At 41.3% G+C, this 17,086-nt stretch carries 17 protein-coding genes and 2 tRNA genes; 8 read left to right on the top strand and 11 right to left on the bottom strand.

The genetic code is table 11. The annotated features are described in order from the left end of the window. The first annotated feature begins 6 nt into the window (after window positions 1-6). The 6 genes from K1X76_07505 (at window position 7) to K1X76_07530 (ending at window position 6,250) form a co-directional block, all read left to right on the top strand. Window positions 7-1,035, top strand: a complete 1,029-nt coding sequence (locus K1X76_07505) for a DnaJ domain-containing protein (GenBank protein ID MBX7148919.1) — start codon at window positions 7-9, stop codon at window positions 1,033-1,035. After that, window positions 995-2,956: a penicillin-binding protein activator gene (locus K1X76_07510; GenBank protein MBX7148920.1), complete on the top strand. Its 1,962-nt coding sequence runs from the start codon at window positions 995-997 to the stop codon at window positions 2,954-2,956. The genes K1X76_07505 and K1X76_07510 overlap by 41 nt, the downstream gene beginning before the upstream one ends. A 1-nt stretch (window position 2,957) precedes the next feature. Next, on the top strand, window positions 2,958-3,914 hold the full coding sequence (gene thiL / locus K1X76_07515; protein ID MBX7148921.1) for a thiamine-phosphate kinase: 957 nt from the start codon (window positions 2,958-2,960) through the stop codon (window positions 3,912-3,914). Beyond that, entirely contained in the window at window positions 3,911-4,321 is a 411-nt protein-coding gene (locus K1X76_07520; protein MBX7148922.1) for a hypothetical protein, read from the top strand. The genes thiL and K1X76_07520 overlap by 4 nt, the downstream gene beginning before the upstream one ends. Before the next feature lie 103 nt (window positions 4,322-4,424). Further along, window positions 4,425-5,111 (top strand): hypothetical protein, encoded by a 687-nt coding sequence (locus K1X76_07525; protein MBX7148923.1) that lies wholly within the window; start codon window positions 4,425-4,427, stop codon window positions 5,109-5,111. Continuing rightward, a complete protein-coding gene (locus tag K1X76_07530) occupies window positions 5,111-6,250 on the top strand; it encodes a class I SAM-dependent RNA methyltransferase (protein MBX7148924.1) in 1,140 nt (379 codons plus the stop codon). The genes K1X76_07525 and K1X76_07530 overlap by 1 nt, the downstream gene beginning before the upstream one ends. A 51-nt stretch (window positions 6,251-6,301) precedes the next feature. Here the strand turns inward: K1X76_07530 and K1X76_07535 are convergent, their stop codons facing one another. From K1X76_07535 to K1X76_07555, 5 genes are all read right to left on the bottom strand, one after another. After that, window positions 6,302-6,703 carry a hypothetical protein gene (locus K1X76_07535; GenBank protein MBX7148925.1) on the bottom strand — a complete coding sequence of 134 codons (402 nt, stop codon included), beginning with the start codon at window positions 6,701-6,703 and terminating at the stop codon, window positions 6,302-6,304. Continuing rightward, window positions 6,703-7,848, bottom strand: a complete 1,146-nt coding sequence (locus K1X76_07540) for an acetyl-CoA C-acyltransferase (GenBank protein ID MBX7148926.1) — start codon at window positions 7,846-7,848, stop codon at window positions 6,703-6,705. The genes K1X76_07535 and K1X76_07540 overlap by 1 nt, the downstream gene beginning before the upstream one ends. 23 nt (window positions 7,849-7,871) lie before the next feature. Beyond that, window positions 7,872-9,053: a thioredoxin domain-containing protein gene (locus tag K1X76_07545; protein MBX7148927.1), complete on the bottom strand. Its 1,182-nt coding sequence runs from the start codon at window positions 9,051-9,053 to the stop codon at window positions 7,872-7,874. Window positions 9,054-9,130: 77 nt separating this feature from the next. Then, window positions 9,131-9,319: a hypothetical protein gene (locus K1X76_07550; protein MBX7148928.1), complete on the bottom strand. Its 189-nt coding sequence runs from the start codon at window positions 9,317-9,319 to the stop codon at window positions 9,131-9,133. 245 nt (window positions 9,320-9,564) lie between these two features. Next, window positions 9,565-9,648 (bottom strand) — tRNA-Leu (locus tag K1X76_07555). A 101-nt stretch (window positions 9,649-9,749) separates the two neighbouring features. Between K1X76_07555 and rnr the strand changes: the two genes are divergently transcribed. Further along, window positions 9,750-11,918, top strand: coding sequence for a ribonuclease R (gene rnr / locus K1X76_07560; GenBank protein MBX7148929.1), 2,169 nt, complete (start codon window positions 9,750-9,752; stop codon window positions 11,916-11,918). 44 nt (window positions 11,919-11,962) lie between these two features. Here the strand turns inward: rnr and K1X76_07565 are convergent. The 6 genes from K1X76_07565 to K1X76_07590 all read right to left on the bottom strand — a co-directional run bounded on the left by K1X76_07565 (window position 11,963) and on the right by K1X76_07590 (window position 16,405). After that, window positions 11,963-12,038 (bottom strand) — tRNA-Gly (locus K1X76_07565). Window positions 12,039-12,222: 184 nt separating this feature from the next. Beyond that, window positions 12,223-12,603, bottom strand: a complete 381-nt coding sequence (locus K1X76_07570; protein MBX7148930.1) for a response regulator — start codon at window positions 12,601-12,603, stop codon at window positions 12,223-12,225. After that, a complete protein-coding gene (locus K1X76_07575; protein ID MBX7148931.1) occupies window positions 12,578-13,774 on the bottom strand; it encodes a response regulator in 1,197 nt (398 codons plus the stop codon). Before K1X76_07575 ends, K1X76_07570 begins: the two co-directional genes overlap by 26 nt. Before the next feature lie 155 nt (window positions 13,775-13,929). Next, window positions 13,930-14,310, bottom strand: coding sequence for a response regulator (locus K1X76_07580; GenBank protein ID MBX7148932.1), 381 nt, complete (start codon window positions 14,308-14,310; stop codon window positions 13,930-13,932). Then, window positions 14,300-15,859, bottom strand: a complete 1,560-nt coding sequence (locus tag K1X76_07585; protein MBX7148933.1) for a GAF domain-containing protein — start codon at window positions 15,857-15,859, stop codon at window positions 14,300-14,302. The genes K1X76_07580 and K1X76_07585 overlap by 11 nt, the downstream gene beginning before the upstream one ends. A 3-nt stretch (window positions 15,860-15,862) precedes the next feature. Continuing rightward, a complete protein-coding gene (locus K1X76_07590) occupies window positions 15,863-16,405 on the bottom strand; it encodes a heme NO-binding domain-containing protein (protein ID MBX7148934.1) in 543 nt (180 codons plus the stop codon). Window positions 16,406-16,772: 367 nt separating this feature from the next. Here K1X76_07590 and K1X76_07595 point away from each other — a divergent pair. Then, on the top strand, window positions 16,773-17,086 hold a 314-nt coding region (locus tag K1X76_07595; protein ID MBX7148935.1), incomplete at its 3' end, for a host attachment protein.

The following is a 17,086-nucleotide window of genomic DNA, read 5'->3' on the forward strand; positions in this document are numbered from 1 at the left end:
GTTTTTTTGAACTTTAAGCGGGCGGTTAAAATTTTGGAAATTGACGATCAGGTTTCGCCTTCTGTTCTTAAAACTTCTTTTCGTAAATTAGCCCTTAAGTATCATCCCGATCGAAATCTTGGCGATATCAAGGCCGAAAAAAAGTTCCGTGACTGTCTTGATGCCTATAATTTTTTGGTGGAGCACATTGCCAATTTTTCGGATGTTACCGAAATAGACGAGGCTAAATCGTATGCCGATAAAATAGTTAATTTAGACAATGTGTTTGATGATATTTTTGGTTTTTCTAGCCAGGGGCGCATTTTAGGGTTTCATGCTCCCCAAAATGTAGAACTGCCACTTACTACTTTTGTTTTAGGTTTAAACCAAAAAATGACTCTTGCTGTTTATGAGTTATGCCCGCAATGCGAGGGCAAAGGCTCGCGTCATCAGGCTATAGACCGTGTTTGTTCGTACTGCTTTGGCCGTGGTTCTATTACAGCCAAAAGCGGCAATACTTCGTTCCCTAAAAAATGTACCAAGTGTAAAGGTCGAGGGCGGGTGATAGAAAACCCGTGTTTAACCTGCGATGGTTTTGGCAAAAAGGGTTCTTCCAAAAAGGTAGATGTGCATAACGCGGCGGGTTTTTGGCCTGGAGAAACCTATACCTGGACAGTGAAAGACTTTAAAGGAAAACAATATGAGGCTTTTGTACATTTAACACTGCCTGTACGCACATTCTTTCATGTTGAAAACGGTACTTTGGTATGCCATTACCCTGTTACATCTAAAGATTGGCAAACTGACATTGAATTTCCAACACCGTGGGGCTGGCATAGGCTTAAAATTAGCGATAAACCAGAACGTTTGGCGCAAGCGGGCTTGATGCAAAACCCAGGAACGCGGGAAAAATCGGCCCTGGTAATTTTTTTTAAGGAAGTAAAATTAAAGGATGCCGAGCGCTTAAAAAAAGAATTTTTAAAAGAAGTAAGTTTTTGTAATCCTTATTATGGTTATGTTGAAAAAATTCCCTGGTATAAAAAGTTTTTTACTTAGTTTTTTACTTTTTTTTCTTGCTGGCTGTGGCGCGGGAGGTGGAGGAGGGCGTCCGGCCCCAGAATATTCGGGAAAAGTAAATGCCGTTGTGCAAGATTCGTTTGCCGTTGGCGATACTTTGTATAAAAAGCACGAATACGATGCTGCTCTTAATGCTCTTTTAGAGTTTATTAAAACATTTCCACATAATCGTTTAACCGACGAAGCCTTGTATAAAACAGGGAAAATTTATATTCTTAAAAAAGATTATAGCAATGCCAATAATCAGCTTAATTCACTTATTACTTTATCGCCCGACCCTGAATACCGTGCCAAGGCGCAGCTATTGCGTGCTCAGGCCTATTCACTTGCAGGCGATGATCTGTCTTCTTTAGAAGCTATTAAAAAATGTACCTTGGCCGATTTGCCCACACGCATGCAAATCCAGTATTTTTCACTTTTTATTACCACTGCTAAAAAACTAAAAGTGCAGCAAGATAAAATAGATTATGCCTATTTGAGATTACTCGATTTATATCAAGATAGCTCCGACCGTGATTTAGAAGCTTTGTCGCAAGAAGGTATTGTTACTAAAATCATGGCGTCGCAAATGGTTAATTTGTGGGTTAATAGTGCTACACCCCTCGATCAAATTGCCGATTGGATGAAAGCCTACCCGCGTGGTTATGCCCGACCTTATGTAGATTTTAAAATTGCTAAAATTTATTTTGATGCCAAAAATACAAAGGCTAAAAATAAATTGGAAGATTTTGTGAGTGGTTATCCAAGGCATGAACTTGCCGAGCGTGCTAAAAAAATGTTGGCCATTTTAGCGGGGGCTAAAACCAGCATGCTAGGCGGTGGACTTAAAATTGGCGTGGTGTTGCCGCTTTCGGGAAGCCTAGCTCCTTTTGGCGAGGCAGCTTTACGTGGCATAAAATGTGCGGCCGGTTTAACTCCCGAATGTTTGCCTCTTGTCAATCCCGTTACTAGTGCTTTGGGTTCAATCGATTTGGTTATCCGTGATTCAGGAACTTCGGTAGATCAGATGGATGGTATTTTATCGGAAATGGCGTCACTGAATGTATCGGCTGTGATTGGCCCTATGTCCTCTCAGCAGGCTATGGCTGGTGCGCGAAAAGCGAACGAGTTAAAAATGGTGTTGCTACCTATCACTCAAAAAGACGGGCTGATGCGAGATAATCCTTATGTGTTCCAAATGGGTTACGATACTTTTCATCAAATTGATTCTCTTGTAACGCAGGCGCTAAATCGTGGCTACAAAACTTTTGGTATTTTTTATCCCCAAAATAATTATGGTCGTGAGATGCAGCTCAGTTTTGAAAATAGGGTAAAAGATGGCGGCGGTAAAATTATTGCTAAAGCCGGATACAACCCAACCTCATCCGATTATTCCGATGCTATTAGAGAGTTAAAGTTATCGTCGTCTACGGCCGACCCCAGCCGTAGTGTGGCTTTTGATGCATTATTTATTCCCGACAGTTTTAGTGCCATTAACCGTATTGTGCCACAATTGCGCAATGCCTCTATTAACAATGTGGTTCTTTTTGGAGGCAGTGCCTGGAATGATGATAGTTTGAGTGCTCAAAATTTTGATGTGTTTCCTCAAAGCTTTTACGTAGATCTTTTTTCCAATAATCGGACATCCGATTTTGTAAGTCAGGTGTCGAGTGCCTTTAGCACTGCTAATGCGCACAAACCTACCAGTGTAGAAGCCTTGGGTTTTGACGCTGCATGGTTTGTGATGAATGCGGCTAAAAATATTGAAGACACAACAGGAGAAATGATTCGCAATGAACTGGCTTCACAAAGAAATCTGAGTGGTCTTACTACTATACGTTCTTTTGAAAGTTCGCAGGGAGCTACAGTAGAACCTTTAGTTTTTTTACCTACGCCACAGGGAATCAATTTATCACAATAATATGAAACGCTTGGAGCATGAACTCATTAGCCGTATTGCGTCTCTTTTTGAAAAAAAGGGCGAGGGTGTAGTGCTGGGTATAGGTGATGATGCCGCTGTTTTACATTATGATCACGAGCGCTATATGGTGCTTACTACCGATAGTCTTGTGGAGGATGTTCATTTTAGATTAGAAGCCTGGAGTGCTCGTGAATTAGCTATAAAAGCGGTACGTTCTAATATGAGCGATATTCATGCTATGGGAGCTATACCGCATACAGTTCTAATTTCTCTGGCTCTTCCTACTTTTATCAAAGATGAATGGGTGGATGAGTTTTTTGAAACTGTTAAAGGTGAAGCTCAAACTTTTAATTTCACTGTTATTGGTGGTAATTTAACGCGCGCTTCTGAGCTGTCTATTTCTCTTACTGCTACAGGTCTTGTTCCCTGTCAGCATCTTAAAAAAAGAATGGGTGCCGCACTAGGGCAGGCGCTGTATCTTTCGGGGCCAGTGGGCTATGCGTCGCTAGGTTTATGTGAGTTGGAAAAAGGAAAGAAAGAAAGTTTTTTTATAAGCGCTCATAAAAAAACGGGAGTAGATATTAAAAAAGCAGCTTTTCTTTCTTCATCGCCTTGCGTAACAGCTATGATAGATGTGAGTGATGGTTTAATTCAAGATTTGGGTCATCTTTTAAAGGCTAGTGGTGTGGGAGCCAGGCTGGATATGAGTGGGTTAGCTCAGGATTTACAATATCAACAAGCGTCTATAGGAGTGGCGCAAAATCCCTTGGAGCTTGCTTTATATGGTGGGGAAGACTATGTCCTTCTTTTTAGTGTAGAAAAAGAGAAAGAATTTTTAAAACAATCGTCTTCTTTTAACTTTATCCGTTTGGGGGATGTAACGGCATCGGGTGTATCGGTGGTGTATGGCGGTAATGAAGTGGTTCTTAGTCAAAAGGGATTTGATCATTTTAAATGACAACGCAAACTAATAAAATTGAGCGTGGCATTATAAACCCGCAAGTGATTGATCTTATCACGCGTGATTCTAAAACTAACGAAGTGGTGTTAGTCATGATGGAACCCCGTGCATGGGGCAGTGATCCTAAACAATTGTATCAGTTGGAAGATAAAGTTAATCGCTACCTGGCGTATGTGCTGGATGGATTTTTAGTAAAACATTATCCGCAGTATGCGCAGTCGCTCATTCGTTTTAGACTAGATTGCACAGCTCTCCCCACTGGCCAAATTGAACATCTTTTAGAAAAAGCTTCCGATTTTTGTTCAACTCAAAATATTGCGTTTGAAATACGAGTTGTTTCTGAAAGTGATATTAGAGAGAGATTAGGGCAAAATTTAAAAGAGGGTAAAGATCTAAAAGGATAAAGTATAATAAAATCAATAACTTGTATTCCGTCCCTTTGTCTTTCTTCTTTTTAAAAAACGCAACCTTTACAAGCACTTTGCCGATAACTAGTATAGGTACTCTATGAAGGTTGATAAACTTAGTCTTACCAGTTCGCAGCTTTCGCTTAACCGGCCCATTACGCCGGTAAGTGGTGGACATGCGGCTGAAGCTTCCAAATCTTTGGGTGAAGCGCCTCCGGTTCAATTGTCGCTTTCCGAAATTGGTGATTTAGCGTCTCTCTTTGCTGCCACCGGTTTGGTGGGGCGTCTTAAAAAACGTCTTAATTATTTAAAAAAGAAAAAGTGTAATGTGGTTCCGGCTCAGGGAACGGTAGCTTGTATTGACGATACCGATACGGTTTTTTTAGGTGTAGAATTTTTGGAAAAATATCAAAACGAAGAAGAAACCTTAGCTGGCGTACTAGCGCATGAGTGGGGGCATTCGTGTGCGCTAAAACCCAACAACGAAGATTTGCAGAAAATGAATTGGAACGAAATTTTTGATTTACGCCGTGCGCACGAAACCTTGGCCGACGAAATTTCGGGACGCTTGTTGTTTATGATGGGTTATACTACCGAAGGGATTAAAAAGTTTTTGCTTAAAGGTAAAGAAACACACAATTTAAAATACCATCCGCCCGAAATGCGCGCTAAAATTATTGAATACGGTTTTGAAGCCGAAAAAAACAAAGGCCATCTGGCGCGTGAACTATTTAAAGATTCCGTTTACGAAAACGAATATAAATCCATTTTGCTTGATATCTCCTAGTGTCTTCTTTTAACGTCACCATCGAAAAAATAACCTCCGAAGGGATGGGCATGGCCCGTCACCAGGGTAAGATTGTGTTTGTGTCTTTTGTGATGCCCGGCGAAGAGGTGCGTGTGCGTGTGGTGAGGTCTCATAAGTCGTACGATGAAGCGGAGTTGATTGATGTGATCAAACCTTCATCGTCTCGTTTAAAAGCTCCCTGTGCTTATTATGGTGTGTGTGGTGGCTGCAATTTGCAGCATATGACGTATGAGGCGCAACTCGCTGCCAAAAAACAAATTGTAGCTGATGCTTTAACCCGTATTGCTAAACTTAATGTGTTACCAATAGCCGATGTGCTGCCGTCTCCTGTGGAGTATGGCTATCGGTCGCGGATTCAATTGCATCAGGGGGATGCGGGTGTGTGGGGTTTTCATCAAAGAAAAAGTAATGCGGTAGTTGAAATCGACAAGTGTTTGCTCGCGTCGGATGCTGTTAATAAGAAGTTACATTCTTTTCACCCCCCTTTGCAAAAGGGGGGAAGGGGGGATTTAGCCCAGGTTGATAGAAAGAAAATCCCCCTCAGTCCCCCTTTTTCAAAGGGGGAGGTAAGAAAAGAAATCCGAGAAGATGACGAAAACTTTTTTACTCAAGTTAATCAAATTCAAAATAGGAATCTTGTCGATTTAGTAATGAGGCTAGCCCGTGAGTTAAAGCCGAATGTAGCGTTAGAACTTTATGCGGGCGCGGGGAATTTTACTTTTCCTTTATCCAAAATCTGCGAAAAAATATGGGCGGTAGAGTCGTCACGCGAGGCGGTGGCTTTTGCTCAATCAAAAAATAGCGATATAATTGAATGGCATGCGGCAGATGCCGCCTCTTTTACCAAAAAGTTTCTCACTAAAAATATAATTCCCGATTTACTCTTGGTGGATCCCCCACGAGCTGGCTTGGAAGGAGCTGTGGAGAGTATTATCAAACTTCAATCCAAAGCTATTATTTATGTATCGTGCGATCCCGCTACCTTTGCGCGTGATATTAAAAAAATGATGGATGATGGGAAATATAGTTTAGAACGCGTGTATCCTGTTGATATGTTTTCGCAGACGGCCCATGTGGAGGTAGTAGGTTTACTACTTTGTCGCAAAGATACTTTTTGAAGTGTTTGCATTTTGAAGAGGATTTGTCTTTAGAACAGCTTTTAAGTGGGATTAGTTTGTTATTAATTCAGGTTTTTGAGGATTGGAGCAATTTATTTCGAACGCGACATGTTTAAGAGAAAAGCGCCCTTCGTTAAATGGATCTGGAGAGACAATAATGCCACTTACCTTGAGAATGTGATCTGACCATGAAGCCGTAAAGGGTAGGTACCAATGGGTTTCATCTTTATAAATTTCTGATTGATTGTATGTTATTTTTAAAAACGAAGCCTCACTAGACATAGCATATTCAAAACTATCATAGAATATCGCTTCCAGTGTTTTCTCACGGCTTATTACTTTATGATGATAGGTTCCATGTTGGTTGTAGCCTCCGATTGAAATAGATTTGTTGGGCTCTAAAGGGCCGCCATAACCAGTAACCTTGCCAATTTCATTTTTATCACGGCTCATTATAAGCGCTCAATAATCGTCGTCACACCCATGCCCATGCCAATACACAGGGTGATGAGGCCGTAGCGCTTATCCTGGCGTTCCAGTTCATCTAAAACAGTTCCCACCAGCATAGCACCGGTGGCACCCAGGGGATGGCCCAAGGCAATCGCACCGCCGTTGACGTTGACGCGATCCAGGGGAATTTCTAAATCTTTGGCACAAGCTAAAACCACGGGAGCAAAAGCTTCGTTGATTTCTACTAAGTCGATATCTTTCATCGTTAATCCCGCTTTTTTAAGAGCTTTGCGGGTAGAAGGAATAGGGCCCAGTAACATGATAACAGGATCGGAACCATAAGTAGCCATGCTCACTACTTTAGCACGTGGTTTTAAACCCAGTTCGTCACATTTCTTTTTAGAAGCAAATAAAACACCCGCAGCACCATCAACAATCCCGCTGGAATTACCGGCATGAATCACGCCGTCTTCTTTGAAGGCCAGTTTTAAATTTTTTAAAGTTTCTACAGTAGTGCCAGGACGGAAGTGTTCGTCTTTTTCAAAAGTAAAAGTAGAGCCGTCTTCTTTTTTGGCTGTTACCGGGATAATGCTCTTTTTAAAACGACCCTCGGCCCACGATTTAGCGGCTAAATCTTGCGAGCGGGCAGCGTATTCGTCTAATTGAGTGCGGGTAAAACCATATTTTTGGGCAATCATCTCGGCCGAAATACCTTGAGGCACCAAGTTAGGGTAATGAGTCATCAGCCCCGAATCGCCACAGAAAAAATTAATATCCATGGGAACTTTGGTCATGTGCTCTACACCGCCACCAATCACTAAATCTTCACTGCCGGCCATCACCGATTGTGCTGCCATGTTGCAGGCGGTGAGGCCTGACGCACAAAAGCGATTTAAGGTCACGCCAGGTATTTCAATGGGAAGTCCAGCGGCAAGAACGGCACCGCGGGCAATGTCGTTATCTTGTTCGTTACGCTGCGACACACAACCATAGATGACATCTTCAATTTGTTTAGGATCGATTTTATTGCGTTCGATAAGTGCTTTTAAGGGAAGAGAGGCCAGATCGATGGGGTGAACATACGATAAAGATCCTTTACGTTTTCCACGAGGGGTTCTTACAGCATCAACGATAAAAGCTTCGGACATACAGACTCCTTTTATGGGGTTGGTTATTTTGCGCGTTTGATTTCTTCAGCTATAGCGGTTCTTAAGGCTTTAATATTTCTCCAGGGGCCAAACTTACGACCGTTAATAAAAACAGTGGGGGTTCCGCTAATGTCCAGTTTGCTGGCAGCTTCCAAATCGAGAGTAATTGCATTTTTGGTGCTATCACTAGCTACACATTCGTTAAAAGCCTTTTCATCGATGCCTATCGATTTAGCAAACTCGGTAGGCTTTTGAGGATTTAAACTTTTTTGATTGGCAAAAACTAAATCGTGATACTCCCAAAACTTGTTAGATTGGTTAGCGCAAACGCCTCCAAAAGCAGCCGCACAGGCAAACTGATGCATAGGGCGCTGCATGTTGGGGTTGCACGAGTTGTCGAGCGGGTAATTAAAAAAGTAGATGGCGATATCTTTTTTATATTCGGTTAAAAAAGGTTTTAAATTGATAGCCGCCAAACGGCAAAAGGGGCATTGAAAATCGGAAAATTCCACAATTTTAACCTTGGCATTGGGATTACCCCAAAAAGGACGACCTGTAGTATCAATTTGCGATTGAGGTTGTTTAAAATAAAAATCCAAAAACTGGGTAGCATTAAAATTTTTATCTTTTTCGGCCGTAGGAGATATGTTGGAAAATACAAGCCCGCCTAATACCATAACGGCTAAGGCGATAGGAATTTGTGTGAGTACCTTGGATTTTTTTAAAATGCCATTCCAGATAAACGAAGGGATGGCTGCATAGGAAATACCTAAAGCCCTTGGAGTTAATATAAGGATAAGCAGGTTAATGACATAGAGGCCCGTGCAAAACAGGCATAACATTTGCAGCACACTAAAAGAAATGTAGGCCATGTAGGCACTAAAAGCTACCGAAGCTAACGAAGGTAAAAGTGAAAAGCTAAGCCCAGCACTTTTTTCTTGGGAATTGTTCCAGTAAGCGCCAAGGGCATAAAACACCATTAATAAGTAATACAGAAAAGCAAAAATAGAAACAGGAGTATTAAAAATTTCGGCGTAAGAACTGGCATTTACAGCATCACAGTTAATGTATTCGTTGATGGAACAGAAGCTTTTTTCTTCAAAACCTTTTTTAGTGATTTGAAAGTGCTGGTAGGTAAGCCAAGACGATAAAGCCATCCCTAAAAGGGATAAACACAAGATAATCGTAACAAATGTTTTTTTCATCTTAAAGGGATACGTCAAAATGTGAAGGTTTATTCACCGGCGGAGTAATCCGCCGGTGAATAAATAAAACTATACTCTTAGTGAGCTTCTGCAGGAGCTTCGGCAGGTGCTTCAGCGGGAGCAGCAGGAGCTTCAGCTGGAGCAGCGGGGGCTTCAGCAGCGGCAGGTGCTTCGGGAGCAGAGCCTTCTTCAGCTTTTTGAGGCATTTTGCAGGCAAATGTAGATGCCATAACCAATAATGCAGCGATCAGTGATAATTTTTTCATAGTATCTCCTTGAGGTTTATTGAAATGCCGCCCATATTGACGACGTGGGCCGAAAACTAAAAGGTTTTTAAATACTTTGCAAGAAGAATTACGGGGATTTTATGGGGATAGGGGGCAAGGGTTGTCTGAAATATGCGCCCTTAATGCTTTATTGGGAAAATGCCCTTGTCCCTTTGGGCCAAGGACAATTTTTTTCTAAAGTTCTAGCCGCGCCTTACAGGCACGTCTATAACTTAAGAAAAAAATGCGCGAGGGGGGACTTGAACCCCCATGCCCTTTCGAGCACTAGAACCTGAATCTAGCGTGTCTGCCAATTCCACCACCCGCGCTTACAGCAGGAAGTTGATATAGATACAGCTCAAGGCTTTTGCAAGCAATTTCCCAAGGGATTTCCCTTGTACTCACAGCTAAACTCGCTTACTTCTTTTATATGAAAGACAACATCCTCAAACTTCTCAATGTCAAACCCAATCACGCGTTCCACATCCAAGAAATTCTCAAAGTTCTTAAAATTAAACCCGTTTATAAAAAGGATGTTAAAAATCTGCTTAAGCGTTTGGCGGGAGACGGCAAAATTATCAAAGTTGCTCCCAAAATTTATCAAGCGCTTTCAAACGATAACCGTCTCATTGGCACCCTCAAAATGCATTACGATGGATTTGGATTTTTAATTCCCGAAAAATCAGGCGAGCAGGATGTCTTTATTCCGGCTAAATATATGGCCGGAGCACTTTCACAAGATAAGGTTGCTGTTGTTTGGGAGGAAGATCCCAAGGGGCGCAGTGGCCGTGTGGTGGAAATTTTAGAACGTGGCCGAAAAACTTGGGTTGGTATCTTAGGCCGTGAAGGCAAACATTATGTGGTTACTAATCGCGATTTTAACGACGAACTTAAGATTGTGGTGGATGCCGAAGGAATAAGTCACGACGATTTGGGTAATTTAGTTTTAGTGGAGGTGACGTCTTATCCCTCAGCACATCATTCTATCATGAAGGGCAAGGTATTGCGCATTATTGGCAATGCCAAATCCGACAAAGCTTTAATTGAAGCGGTGCTGGCAAAACATAATCTCTCGCCCGATTTTCCCGACGCTGTTCGTCACGAAACCGAAAAAACACCCAAAAAAATTACTAAAAAAGATCTGGCTGGTCGCGTTGATCTTACCAAACTCCCCATTATTACTATTGATGGACTCCATGCGCGTGATTTTGATGATGCAGTGTGTGTGCTTAAAGAAAAGGGGGGGTATCGTTTATATGTGAGCATTGCCGATGTGGCTCATTATGTAAAACCCAAAACGGCGCTGGATGCCGAAGCGCTCTCTCGTGGTAATTCCACGTATTTTGCTAACCGCGTTATTCCCATGCTGCCCGAGGAACTTTCCAACGAAATGTGCAGTCTTAAGCCTTACGAAATTCGTCTTACACTCACCAGTGAGCTTTTTTACGATACCGAAGGCACGCTTAAGTCTGCTCGTTATTACGAAAGTTTTATTAAAAGCGCCAAGCGGGGCATTTACGAAAATATTCAGGCTTTTTTTGATAGAGGAGAAACACCATCCGATCATTACGATAAAGAAGTGCGTGAGAGCTTGATTAATATGAAGCATCTGGCACAGGCTCTCATGCAAAAGCGTAAAAAACGAGGTACGCTTGATTTTGAATTGCCCGAAGCTCAGGTGGTGTTTTCGCCCGAAGGGGATGTAGAAACCATCGCCGTTGCCGAACGTTTTTTTGCCAATCAGCTCATCGAAGAATTTATGATTGCGGCCAACGTGGCTGTAGCCGAACTTTTCTGTGCTTTAAAAGTACCGGCGCTGTATCGTGTGCACGATGAACCAAACCCCGAAAAACTTTATGCCTATCTGCAAACTCTGCATTTGTTAGGTTTTAAAACCGACCGACACAAATTAAAAGAGCCTGGCGATTTTAAACCCGTGATGGAAAAACTTAAAGGGCATCCCATGGAAGAGTTTTTGCACTTTATGTTTTTGCGCTCGCTGAAGCAGGCTCAGTATAGCGAAGAAACGCTGGGTCATTTTGGTTTAAATTTGCGCCATTATTCTCATTTCACCTCACCCATCAGGCGTTATCCCGATCTTATTGTTCATCGTTTGCTTAAAGATTTGGTTCAGCGTGCCGATAAAGGAATAATTGAAGCCGAGTTTACGGTAAAAAATAAAAAAGTAGGCGTGAAGGTTAAAACCAAGATTAAAAAGGAAAAGATTTTATATTCGCCCGAATTTTTGGCGCGGGTAGGGCAGGCTACCTCCAAAACCGAGCGGAATTCGATGGAGGCCGAACGTGAAATTTTAGATTTGAATCGCCTGTTTTTTATCCGCAATCATGTGAACGAAGTGTTTCACGGACGTATACGTCGCATCGTCAAATTTGGTTTGTTTATTGAACTCACCCCTCATTTTGTGGAAGGGCTAGTGCATGTAAAAGACTTAAACGACGACTATTATATCTTTGATGAAGGCCGGATTGAAATGTTTGGTCGCCGTCGGAAGAAGAAGTATAAGATTGGGGATAAGGTGAAGGTGCGAGTAGTGGGGTATTCGCTGGAAAAACGCAGTATTGAGCTGGCTTTGGAGTAGTTTGTAGAAATAAAAAAGGCCCACGATAGTGGGCTTTTTTTGTTTGGAGCGGGAGACGGGACTTGAACCCGCGACATCTTCGTTGGCAACGAAGTGCTCTACCAACTGAGCTACTCCCGCACTTGCTAAAATCTAACGCCGGGTTGTCCCGATTTATCGGGCTCCCGCAATCTTTATTCTTAAAGAGGGACCCTTTTTACAAAAAAGACCTGTATTGTCAATATGAAAGAGCTGAATGCTTCTTAATAAAAAAGCCCCTATTTTAGGGGCTTTTTTATTGGAGATGAAGTGGTAACTCCACTTCCTATGCATACTCATAAATCATCGGTATCAAATCTTTCACCATATGACTTTTGGCCACATAGCCGCGTGCCCCTAAATTAATTGATTCTAAAGCCAAAGTATTGTCGGTATTGCCGGTGAGCATAATCACGGGTATATCTTTTAAATCTTTTCTTTTTTTTAAACGCTTTAATAAACTTAACCCCGAAATTTGGGGCATGTGTAAATCGAGTAAAATGAGATCGGGTCTGAAACGTTTGGCAAAACGAGTTAATTCTTGCGCTTTGGTGGTAACATGACACTGAATGGCATGTAGTTTAAGCCAGCGTTTAACCGAATGAGCTGTGTTTTCATCATCATCCACAAATAACACTTTTTTATGCTGGAGCAGCTGTGTTTTCATAAGAAACTCCTTTATCTGTTTTGAGGGGATTATTTCTAAAAACAAAAATGCCTTCAATAAAGGGATGGGCTGCCAAATATTTTTGTGTTTGCAGAAAATTTTCGGCCGTTATTAAAGTGTCTTTGGCCAAAAGTAAAACACCTGTAAGTGTTTTAATATCGCGCGATAAAGTCATGCCGGCAGTTAAATCGTAGGGTTTTACTTCTATTTCACTATCGTAATCGCGGTTTATTAAAAAGCCACGGGCACATTCCTTTAAAACCAAAACAATAGATTTATCCAAAATTTTGGGCGTTAAACTGGTGACATACTCCAGAGCATTTTCCAGTGTGGATGATTTAAAGACTTCTTTGGTGTTTAAGGCTTTATCAAAAGCGTCTGCCGCTGCAATGATGCGGCTTCCAACTGGTATAAGCGACGATTGCAAGCGGTCGGGATAGCCCGTGCCATCCATGTTTTCGTGATGATGGCGCACAATTTTACTGGCTTCCAGTAAATTGGGCATGCTTCTCAAAATGCCTTCTCCAAATTCGGGATGGCGTTTTAAGATGGCTCGTTCGGTATCTTTTAATTTGTCTTCCTTTGTTTCTAAAATAGGGGAGGGTACCAGCATTTTACCCACATCATGCAGGAGGGCCGCCATTTCAATTTGAAAAATATCCTTGGCTTTTAGTCCCATTTTCTTGGCAATTTCCACAGCAAGCTTAGCTACACGTTTAGAGTGATGTCCCATAAACGAATTGGCTTTTTCAGAAACTAACGACAAAGCTTTTACGCTGCCCATAAAGCTTTGTTCCAGCTCGGCATATTGGAGTGCTGCGCGCACTTCCGATTTTAAACTGTCATCATTCCAGGGTTTTGTTAAAAAGCGGTAAATGCCGCCTTTATTTACCGAATCCATGGCGGCTTTGATGTCGGTGTAACCGGTTAATAAAATGCGAACCGATTGAGGTGAGATTTCTTTGATTTTTTCCAACAGTTCGGCGCCTTCCATTTCGGGCATACGTTGGTCAGATATCACAAGCGTATAATTTTTCTTTTCCACCATTTTAAGGGCTTCGAGTGGTGAATTGATGGTGTCAATTTCTATATGTTCCTGGCGCAGTAAGCGTTTTAGAGAATTCAGGATTCCCTGTTCATCATCAACTATCAGTACATTTCTTAAATTCATATTCCCTCCATTTTTTGTTCCGTTGTGCAGAACAAAGTAGAAGTGTTAATCAGCCTTTTAGACTGGTTCGTGTAAGCCCAAACCCCGATAAACGGGATAAGTCTCTTATCTAAAAATATTTTGTGCATTCTGCACAAAATATTTTTTGTAAGAGACTAAAAAAAAGGTGCAAGTCCCCTCCGAATAATGTCTTTTAAATCGTCATCCTTCCATGGTTTGTTAATAAAAAGATTAATATCTCTATTTTTTAGCCCTTCACTCACAGCTGCCGAATCGGCGTAGCCCGATAGAATGATGCGTATGCATTCTGGTCGCATACGGCGGATTTCTTTTAAAAAATCAACTCCGTTCATGCCCGGCATTTTAAAATCGGATACAACAAGTTGAATGTCGTATTCTTTAAATTTTTCCAAACCTTCCTGTGCACTGCTTGCTGTAATAATAAAATAGGGCTCGCTGCGTAAAATGCGTTTGATTGAATTTTGAATATTGGTTTCGTCATCCACCAGTAAAATGGTGCACGTGTTAAGCTGCATTTTGAGCCCCCTCTCTGGGAAGCGTAATAATAAAGCTTGTTCCCACACCCACGGTGCTTTCCACTTTGATTGTTCCACCGTGCTTTTCAATGATACCGTACGATATCGATAGCCCAAGCCCTGTGCCTTTGCCTGTTGGCTTGGTTGTGAAAAAGGGAGTAAATATTTTTTCCAGATTTTCAGGGGCAATGCCATGGCCTGTATCCGATATTTTTACAGATACCGAATCGTTATCGGAAAAAGTTTCGATGGTGATGGTTCCTTTTTCTTTAATAGCTTGTGAGGCATTTACAATTAAATTCATGAAAACCTGATTGAGTTGACCGGGAAAGCAGCGGATAAGAGGAACAGGGGAGAGCTTTTTTTCAAGTGTGCATTTGTATTTAATTTCGTTCCATACAATTTTAAGTGTACTTTCAATCCCCTCGTTAATATCCGCATCTTTAAAGTCGGCTTCGTCTAAGCGGGCAAAGCTTTTAAGCCCCTGCACAATATCACGAACGCGCTCGATTCCCTCGGTAGATTCTTTAATAAGAATATCGATGTCTTCGTTAACAAAATTAAGATCTTCCTTCTTTTTCAGCATATCAATTTCGTTAAGGTATCCCTGAATGGCCAGTTGATTGCTGCTGGTGCGATAGAGATCGATAAGTTTATCCTGCTTGTCGCTTAAAGATTTATATAAGCTTACATAAGAATTAAGCGTGCACAGGTTACTCATTACAAAGCCTACCGGGTTATTAATTTCGTGAGCGACTCCGGCGGCGAGTACCCCAAGGCCTGCCATTTTTTCGGATTGAACCAGTTGTGCCTGGGCCTGTTTTAAATTAGATAGTGTGTTCTCGAGTGCCACATTGTTTTTTTCGAGTTCTTCTTGAGACTCCTGCTTTTCGAGTGACATGCCTAATTGCATGGCGGCCATTTCCACAATTTTAAGCATTTTGTTATCGCGCGTTGTTTTGGTGAGTGTAAAAAATTCTGCAATAGCCACAAGCTTATCGCCCACCTGAATAGGTACGGCAAAAGCCGATTTTAATTTTATGTCTTTTAGTATTTGTGCACGTAAAAAATTGGGATCGTTTTCAATATCTTCAATCCAGTGGGGCATTTGAGATAGAAACACGCGTCCGGGTAAGCCCTCGCCAGAATCAAATACAGTGTTAAAAGTTAGTTCCTTAAAATCGGCAAATTCGTCTGTTTTAGATGAATACCAAATGCCTTGTGATTCCAGTCGTACGGGTTCATTCTGAGTAGGAACATATACATGCCCTACATCCCAATTGGTCATTTGGCCAATGCGGTTCACGAAAAAGGTCATGATATCGCAAAAACTGTGGTTTTCTAAAACGTAAATCATAATCTCATACAGCAATTCACGTTCGGCGTTATTTTGTTGCTGATGAAGATATTGTTCTTCCAGTTTTTTTTGAGTGCCATAAAGATCAAGAGATTTTTGTTCCAGTAAACTTTCGGCTTGCGTACGTGCCAGTTTTTCACGTTCAAGCTGACGTGTAAGTAATTCAATATGTTTATTAAAATCGGTAATCATAATTTAATCTCCAATTTTAATTTCTAAACGACAGTGATGAGCTCCTTTGTGCATGCACAGAGGATGATTTATAGTAATTTTATTTTTATAATAGTGGGCAGCTCCTTCAATTAACCCTTCGGCCAGCACGCATAATTTACGCGGCGATTCGTAGTTCATGACAAGTTCGTTTGGTGAGGGATTTTCATAATTAAATTTGGGTAGGCCGGCATCGGGGTAAAGTTTTTTAACTTCTACGTGTACAATTTGATCGATACTCGTTAAAAATTCTTTAAGAGTTTTTCCCTCAAAAAATGCGGGATAGATTTTAGAAAGCGTAAGAAGAGTGTATGATCCAAAGGTCTTAATAAGTTTGGTTGTAGGAATTTTAGTTGTGCTCGCAAGTTCGCCCACTAGAGAAAAAAGTTCGCTATCTTCATAAGTAGCCGCCGTGGTGTAGGCTCCCTTCGACTTGGGCTTTACAGCAAGAATGAGCTTGTCCCAGGTTTCAAGCCCAAACTTTTCCTCAACCAGCTTGTTAAAAACTGTGAAGATAATGCCCTTCATTAAACCCTCCTTGTACCCAAAAATATTTTAATTTTATTTCTGTAAAACAGGCAAGGTATGTTAGTGGATTTGCCTATCTGGAATGCCGCGTCAAATAAGGATTAGCGGGTATGTATAAAAATGCTACAGGTTCCGTTTTTACACAGTTTGCACATAATAAGATTTAGTTTTCATGGGTTAGCAGGATCTCTCTTGGCATATTGCAATGGTATGTTCTCAAAATGGGAGGATTTTATTTTAAAAAATATTTGTTTTTATCTGCTTAAATTTTAGGCAGTGTTGGAGGTGATTTAAATCAGTTATTTTCATTGGTTTTGTCATTTTCAATTTTAACGTCTCCTTTTATACAAAGACAAAAGGAGAAAACATGTCATTTCATCATAAAAATAATCATCGTTGGATCGTTACTTTAAATCATACGCAGGCTCGTATTTATCAGGGTTTTGAAAAAGAAGCGGGTTATCAGCTAGTCACAATTCATGATTTTTCAAAAGGACACCATAAAGTTCCGCATGGTAAAGAGGCAAGTACCAAAGATAGCCAAAAACGATTTATTCATTCATTAGCAAACGATCTGCTCAAAGCATCTTCTACAGGTAAATTTCAGTCGTTGGTGCTTGTAGCGCCTCATCAAGTTTTGGGTTTATTGCGTTCAGAATTAGCTCCTGTTGTGAAGCAAAA

It is taken from the genome of bacterium (assembly GCA_019695305.1).
Classification (GTDB): domain Bacteria; phylum UBA10199; class UBA10199; order UBA10199; family JAIBAG01; genus JAIBAG01.